The organism is Halorubrum amylolyticum, from assembly GCF_004114995.1.
GTDB lineage: Archaea > Halobacteriota > Halobacteria > Halobacteriales > Haloferacaceae > Halorubrum > Halorubrum amylolyticum.
Genome location: NZ_SDJP01000059.1, coordinates 1 through 6,844, shown reverse-complemented (window position 1 = coordinate 6,844; position 6,844 = coordinate 1). Strand labels below are relative to the sequence as shown.

Below are 6,844 nucleotides of genomic sequence, written 5' to 3'. Positions count from 1 at the left end.
GGCGAGCGACGTGTTGATCGCGACGACCAACGGGATGGCGAGTCCGAGGGCGTGTGGGCAGGCGATGACGAGCACCGTCACGACTCGCTCGATGACAGTCGCGTTGAACGAGACCGCGATGGTCCACGCGATTGCTGTCACGACTGCTGCCCCGAGGGCAACGTAGAACAGCCAGCCAGCCGCTCTGTCGGCCAGCACCTGCGTTTTGGACTTGCTCTGTTGGGCTTCCTCGACGAGTCGCATGATACCTGCGAGTGTCGTCTCCTCGCCCGTTGCACCGACACGTATGCGGAGACTGCCGTCGCCGTTGATCGTCCCGCCGATGACCTCATCCCCGGGTTTCTTAGAAACTGGTTTCGACTCGCCCGTGATCATCGACTCCTCGACGTCCGAATCACCCTCTTCAACGATGCCGTCAGCAGGAACACTCGCGCCCGGTCGAACGAGTACGAGGTCGCCCTCGGAGAGTTCACTCACCGGGACTTCCTCGGTGTCACCGTCGTCGCTGATCCGCTCGGCGGTATCGGGCATCAGCTTCGCCAGCTCGTCGACCGCGCTCGAGGCACGTCGTACGGACCGCATTTCGATCCAGTGGCCCAGCAGCATGATGTCGATCAGCGTCACGAGCTCCCAGAAGAACGCCGACTGTGTCGGGAAGACCACGCTCGCGAGGCTGTAGACAAATGCGACCGTGATCGCCATCGAGATGAGCGTCATCATTCCCGGCGACCGGTCTTTCAGCTCCGGGACCGCCATCTGGAGGAACGGCACCCCACCGTACGCGAAGACGATGACCGCGAAGGCGGGGTTAATCCACTCGCTACCCGGGAACGCGGGAACGGAGAACCCGAGCCACTCCTGCAGCATTTCGCTGTACAGGAGGACCGGAATCGACAGGAGCGTCGAGACGAAGAAGCGCCGCCGGAACATTTGCTCGTGGCCTTCGTGCATCCCACCGTGGTCGTCGTGTCCGTCGTGTCCGTCGTGCCCATCATGCTGACTGTGTGGGCCGTGGTCTGCTTCGTCGGCCTCCCTTTGGGATTTATCGTCCATTACCGAGCAATTGAACCGAGGATGCTTCAACGTGGGGGCTACTGTGAGTTGACACGCCCTCTGAACAGGCTGGCATCTACCGAACATTCGCGAGACTGATGTGGTCGGGGATGATCCTACGTCTCCTTGTGGCGGTCTCTGTAAGTTTTTGCCCCCAGAAAAACGTATACTGCGCCGATAACTCGTACACCTGTCGTGAATTGCTCGTTCCATTCGATAGCATCTGGGCGCTCATAGAGGACCGTGGAAGCAAACTTGCGATACAGGTCGGGAAACATGAGGACAGCTGCACCGAACGCCCCGGTGAGATTCATCATCCACGCATACAATCGGCTACCAAGTAGGGAGATCACGACTATCAGAATTCCTTCTGATCGTATAGCTGGGTTTACCCATTTCCTTAGGGTGCCTTCACTGGGATTAGTGATCGCATGTTTCTCAAAGAGCGCAACTATCTTGTCCGGGAACAATGTAGTAACAGCTCCGAGGACGCCGGTAAGTATCCGTATCATACGCTACGGTACGACCTATTCGGATTTAATATTCTCCACAAATCTACACGTCCGAGAACGGAGCCGGAACGCAGTATTCAGAAGTCCAATTATACAGAATAGACGAAGATGCAGAGTTACTACGTGAGTAGCTGTCTAAGGACGTAGTGGAGGATGCCGCCGTGTTCGATATAGGTCACGGCGGCCGGCGTACCGACCTGTGCCGTGACCGGGAACTCGACAGTCGAACCGTCCTCGCGCTCGGCGATAACTGTCAATTCATCTACCACGTCGAGACCGTCATCGAGACCGTGAATTGTGAAGACCTCCGACCCGTCCAGTCCGAGAGATTCCCATGAGTCGCCGTCATCGAACTGTAAGGGGAGAACACCCATCCCGACGAGGTTGTCGCGGTAGATGCGCTCGTAACTCTCGCCGATGGTTGCGCGGACACCGAGTAGGTCCGTTCCTTTCGCTGCCCAGTCACGACTCGACCCGGTTCCGAGCTCCTCGCCCGCCATCACGATGAGTGGGGTGCCCTCCTCGCGGTAGCGCTGGCTGGCTTCGAACACGGTCGTCTGCTCGTCGGTTGGGTGGTGGATCGTATAGCCACCCTCGATATTGTCGAGCATCTCATTCTCGATGCGGACGTTGGCGAACGTCCCTCGCATCATCACCTCGTGGTTGCCCCGGCGCGCGCCGTACGTGTTGAACTCGTGGGGCTCGACGCCGTGATTGAGCAGCCACTGGCCGGCAGGGAGGTCAGATCCGAATGGGCCAGCAGGGCTGATGTGGTCGGTCGTAACGGTATCGCCGAGCGTCAGCAGGCAGCGTGCGTCCTCGATATCGGCGACGCCGGGTTTCTTGAGGGGAAAGTCTTGGAAGAACGGCGGCTCTCGGATGTACGTCGAGTCGTCGTCCCACTCGTAGACGTCACCACTTGGCGCGTCGAGAGCAGCCCACCGCTCGTCACCCTCGTACACGGAGGCATACTTCTCCTCGAACATCTCCGGGGAGACGTTCTCGTGGATTGCTGCCTGCACGTCGGCTGCGTCCGGCCAGATGTCCGCCAGATAGACTGGGTCACCCTCAGCGTCAGTGCCCAGCGGCTCGTTCTCGAGGTCGATGTCCATCCGCCCTGCGAGCCCGTAGGCGACCACAAGCGGTGGGCTCGCGAGGTAGTTCGCTCGGACTTTCGGGTGAATACGCGCCTCGAAATTGCGGTTCCCCGAGAGGACACTCGTCGTCCAGAGGTCGTGGTCGTCGATCGCCTGCTCGATGGAGTCCGGAAGTGGTCCGGCGTTACCGATACAGGTGGTACAACCGTAGCCAACGACGGCATACCCGAGCTCTTCGAGATACGGAAGCAGCCCTGATTCTTCGAGATACTGCGTGACGACGCGGCTGCCCGGTGCGAGGCTCGTCTTGACGTACGGCGGGACGTCCAGGCCTTTTTCGACGGCGTTCTGGGCGAGCAGACCAGCGGCGATCATCACCGACGGGTTTGAGGTGTTCGTACAGCTCGTGATGGCACTAACCAGGACATCACCGTGACCGATTTCGACCGTTTCACCGTCGAGGTCGACCTCAACGCGTTTGGTTAACGGGTGCAGTTCGGACTCGGCCTCGACTTGAGCGCCGCCATCAGTCTCTGCGTCGGCTACACCCCCCTCACCGAGCCACCGCTGCAAGGCCTCTTCATCGACATCGTTGAGGTCGTGCTTGAACTCCCCGTGGAGAAGTCCTCGGAAGCTCTGTTTTACGTCCCCCATCGGGATTCGGTCCTGTGGTCGCTTGTGTCCGGCCAGACTCGGTTCGACAGTTGAGAGATCGAACTCGACGACCTCGGTGTACTCCGGTTCCTGTTTCCCGAACAGGCCTTGGGATTCGAGGTACTCGCGGACGAGGTCGATGTGTTCAGGGTCGCGCCCGGTGAGTTCGAGATACTCGAGCGTCTGATCGTCGACCGGGAACATACTGATCGTCGACCCCTGTTCGGGTGCCATATTAGCGATCGTTGCCCGGTCCGGGACAGTAAGGTTCTGTACACCGGGCCCGAAGAATTCGACGAACCGGTCGACGACGCCGACCTCGCGGAGTTGTTCGGTGATGTGAAGCACGAGATCCGTTGCCGTCGCGCCTTCGGGTAACTCGCCTTCGAGACGAACGCCGACCACCTCGGGGAGTTTCATCGTAATCGGTTGGCCGAGCATCGCTGCTTCCGCTTCGATACCCCCGACGCCCCAGCCGACGACACCGATACCGCCGATCATCGGGGTGTGGCTGTCCGTGCCGACGAGTGTGTCCGGCAGAAGCCAGTTCTCGTCATCTTGTTCGCGGGCGTGAACGACACGGCCGAGATGTTCGAGATTTACCTGATGAACGATCCCGGTTCCCGGCGGGACGACGTTGAAGTCCTCGAAGGCGTTTTGCGCCCACTTGATCGCGCGATACCGCTCGGCGTTGCGCTCGTACTCCAGTTCGACGTTCTTCTCGTAGGCGTCCTCGGAGTCGAAGTAGTCGACTTGGACGCTGTGGTCGATCACGAGATCAATAGGGATCTCCGGTTGGACCAGAGTGGGGTCGCGGTCTTTGCGATCGACTTCGGAGCGGAGGGCTGCTAGGTCGACCACTGCGGGCACGCCGGTAAGGTCCTGTAGGACCACCCGTGACGGAGAGAACGGCACCTCTGCGTCCGGAACGTCCGGCTCCCAGCCAGCAGCATTTCTGACGTCTGACGCGGTGATGGTTTCGCCGTCGACGTTTCGGAGCACCGATTCGAGGAGGATACGGATACTCACCGGGAGCGTGTCGAGTTCACAGAGTCCATGTTCTTCGAGTGCTCGAAGGTCAGCCATCTTGTACGTCGTCCCGTCGACGTCAAGTTCGCGGACGGCATCGAACGGGAGTGTGTCAGTCATAGTATCTGAATATGTGCTCGGGAGCGATATTAATCTCCCTCCGAATTCATTCCGATGGGAATCGGGATCCTGAATACTGTGACGGCGTTTCAGAACTCACCGAATGAAAGACCAGAGGAGGACGGCAAACCCACACGCCAACGCAGCGGATTCGGCAACATGCACCTGCGTGAGCGTTAATGCTGTGAGCTGGTAGAGAAAACCTTCTATGAGGACACCGAGCGTCATGAACCCGAAGCCGATCGTTGCGTCACGTAGGTATCGAGTCCGTTCCTGACGATACGCGCGAAAGCTGATCGCTGTCGTCGCCATACCCAAGAAGAGGAGAAAGACACGGACTCCAATTAGCGTGACTTCCCATCCAGTAGTCACGATTCATCGCCCCCCCTGTGTTGGCTGGGACATTTGTCCGTGTAGCGAATAAAGGATAATGAGCATACCTGCCGCGACAAGTGTAGTCTGGATGGTCCCAGCAACGAAGATGGACAACCCAACCACGTCGAAGAGAATGCCTTCGATTACGGACCCGACGCTGATGAATAGGAATCCGATAGCGACGTACAGCATTGGTTCGCTACCGTAGACCCTGTATCCACGATACGCTTGATACGTTATCGACAGCCCTAGTCCGACTGCGATGAGCTTTGCAATGACGAGTGCGGTGTGCATGGTTAGGTGTCTCGGATGTCGCCCCAGATACGCGAGAACCGCTGCGCGGCGTCCTCACGAACGTCCATCTTGATGTCGATCGTTCCATCTTCGATGTCGACATCGACGTGGTCAACGTTTGCTTCGTACACGCTATGATGGCTCCCGTCAGTCTCAATCTGTGTTTGTTCGACGAGCAGATCATTAGCGACCATATCTTCGACCCGGCGGTAAATCGTTGAGAGGGCAACGTCGCATTCCTCGCTCAGTTCCTTCGCTGAGAGGGGGTCCCGGCTCGTCGCGGCCAGAATCTGACGAACCCGTTCCTCCCCGAGGAGGTCTAATAGCTCGTCAGCGCGATGGTCCGTGGACACAGCTGTTCCTCGCAATACAAGTTAATGCCCTGCCGAAACGTATGTAACGACCAGTTTTGCGTCGCACGCAAAACAGCTCACCCGTCTATTTTCCCACCCCTCGTATTCTCACCTGTGAGGTGACCTACGCTATGACAACCAATTCAGGACTCACCCGGCGGCGAGTGCTCCAGTTAACTGGTGGTACAGCGGTTATTGGACTCGCAGGATGTACTGGATCGGAATCAGACGGCAGTGATAGTGGGGCCGAAAGCACTGCGGGATCTACCGAAGACGGAGGCGGGTCGGGGCATGACGAAGGAGAGAACAGTAGCGAAGGAGAATCGGGGCATGACGACGAGGAAGGTCACGATGAAGCCGTCGAGGAACCGAGCGATACAGCTGAGGTGGCGATGGTCACCGAAGACGGAGGATATCACTTCGAACCGCACGTCGTCCGCGTCAATGTCGGTGGGACGGTAACGTGGACTAACGAGAGCGGCAGTCACTCCGCGACGGCCTACCATCCAGACAACGACCAACCCCAGCTCGTTCCCGATGGTGCTGCAGCATGGGATAGTGGTCTCCGCTCGGAGGAAGGAGCGACGTTCGAGCACACTTTCGAGACCGAGGGCGTCTACCACTACTACTGTACGCCCCACGAGACGGTCGGTATGCTCGGGAGCGTCATCGTCGGCGACCCAGATCCACATGAACAGATCGCGCTCGAAGAGCCACCCGAGGAGAAACCAGATACTGTCCGAGAGAAGCTCACCGAACTGAACGGAATGGTTTCGAGTGCACTTGGCGATGACCACTAATTGCTGACGAACGCTCCCGGCATCTTTTCTATCGCTGCCGGACGCGGTTTAAGGAGTCATACCAGTAGGTTATACATAGCGTGTGCTATTGCGAGGGTAAGATACCCTCCCAAAAGGAAGAGAAGAGTTCTTCGAGGCAGTGATGGCAGGCCAATCGTGTCGGATCCGTGAATACGCTCACCGAGGGCATACACGAACCGACCGGCTACCAATGCGAATGGAAGATACACGAGTAGTATCGGGACAACCATCGCATCGAATCTGGCGGTGGCTTCAAGCCGGGACAAGTATTCGAGTTTGAAGATTAGTTCCAGCCCCCCAACAGTGATCCCGGATGCGGCGGTCGCCAAGATCCCCTCCGTTTTCGAGAGTAGTTGGCTTCGCCAGTAGCTCCAGAAATAGAAGACTACGATCAACGGAAGCAGTCGGACGAACGTTTCCTCGATAAAACCGACAAGAAGCATCCGTCTTCAGTTAAGCAAGAAACCGCGTGATAGCGGAGGCTTATCGAGACATCTTTCGGAAGGAATGAGGAAGCCGAGTTTGTGCCCAACGGC

General features: G+C 58.2%; 7 protein-coding genes. 1 reads left to right on the top strand and 6 read right to left on the bottom strand.

The genetic code is table 11. From position 1 onward, the window contains the following. From ESO89_RS18070 to ESO89_RS18045, 6 genes are all read right to left on the bottom strand, one after another. A partial coding sequence (locus ESO89_RS18070) for an HAD-IC family P-type ATPase (RefSeq protein ID WP_164932838.1) occupies nt 1-951 on the bottom strand: 951 nt, incomplete at its 3' end. 218 nt (nt 952-1,169) lie between these two features. Continuing rightward, complete coding sequence (locus ESO89_RS18065) at nt 1,170-1,565, bottom strand: hypothetical protein (protein ID WP_128906781.1); 396 nt, start codon at nt 1,563-1,565, stop codon at nt 1,170-1,172. Nucleotides 1,566-1,684: 119 nt separating this feature from the next. After that, nucleotides 1,685-4,465, bottom strand: coding sequence for an aconitate hydratase AcnA (gene acnA / locus ESO89_RS18060; RefSeq protein WP_004048637.1), 2,781 nt, complete (start codon nt 4,463-4,465; stop codon nt 1,685-1,687). A gap of 96 nt (nt 4,466-4,561) precedes the next feature. Further along, complete coding sequence (locus tag ESO89_RS19575) at nt 4,562-4,837, bottom strand: DUF7521 family protein (protein WP_049909249.1); 276 nt, start codon at nt 4,835-4,837, stop codon at nt 4,562-4,564. A gap of 3 nt (nt 4,838-4,840) precedes the next feature. Further along, nucleotides 4,841-5,134, bottom strand: coding sequence for a DUF7521 family protein (locus ESO89_RS18050; protein ID WP_049909250.1), 294 nt, complete (start codon nt 5,132-5,134; stop codon nt 4,841-4,843). A gap of 2 nt (nt 5,135-5,136) precedes the next feature. Next, nucleotides 5,137-5,487: an ArsR/SmtB family transcription factor gene (locus tag ESO89_RS18045; RefSeq protein WP_004048640.1), complete on the bottom strand. Its 351-nt coding sequence runs from the start codon at nt 5,485-5,487 to the stop codon at nt 5,137-5,139. 164 nt (nt 5,488-5,651) lie between these two features. Between ESO89_RS18045 and ESO89_RS19460 the strand changes: the two genes are divergently transcribed. Next, nucleotides 5,652-6,287: a cupredoxin domain-containing protein gene (locus tag ESO89_RS19460; protein ID WP_004048641.1), complete on the top strand. Its 636-nt coding sequence runs from the start codon at nt 5,652-5,654 to the stop codon at nt 6,285-6,287. The last annotated feature ends 557 nt before the right edge of the window (nt 6,288-6,844 follow it).

Coding starts and splice junctions, on each gene's coding strand:
- ESO89_RS18050 (WP_049909250.1), bottom strand. CDS start 5,134: ATGCACACCGCACTCGTCATTGCAAAGCTCATCGCAGTCGGACTAGGG.
- ESO89_RS18065 (WP_128906781.1), bottom strand. CDS start 1,565: ATGATACGGATACTTACCGGCGTCCTCGGAGCTGTTACTACATTGTTC.
- acnA (WP_004048637.1), bottom strand. CDS start 4,465: ATGACTGACACACTCCCGTTCGATGCCGTCCGCGAACTTGACGTCGAC.